This window comes from Methylobacterium sp. J-026, assembly GCF_022829585.1.
Lineage (GTDB): Bacteria > Pseudomonadota > Alphaproteobacteria > Rhizobiales > Beijerinckiaceae > Methylobacterium.
On record NZ_JAKSYC010000239.1, the window covers coordinates 1 to 321 of the forward strand.

Annotated in this window: 1 protein-coding gene; it reads right to left on the reverse strand. The window is 65.1% G+C overall.

Features of this window, described 5'->3' with window-relative positions:
• Positions 1–263: chemotaxis protein CheB (locus MKK69_RS20885; protein WP_313900874.1), on the reverse strand; the 263-nt coding region annotated here is incomplete at its 3' end.
• Between the last annotated feature and the right edge of the window lie 58 nt (positions 264–321).

Sequence of the window (321 nt, forward strand, 5' to 3'; positions counted from 1 at the left end):
GGGGTACAACCGAGGCGCACGCGGAGTGGGACGGCGGTCGGCGAAACGTAGACAGGGACCCACTCGGTGACGTGCCCATGTCGGGCGAAGGCTACAGGAAGATTGCCACGACGGGCGAGGAGGTCACGGAGCCGGCCTCCATGCGCGCCGTTGAGCTGGCCGCTGGACGCGGAGCCGCGACACGTGCTGGGCAGCGCCTCAACGATCCGCATGAGCGGACCAAGGCCACCGGCGGAGGTGGCGATGACGATGATTAGGCTCATCTCATTGGGACAATCACCGTAGCAAGTGCTGGTTCAGTTCCCCTGATGACAGAAGACG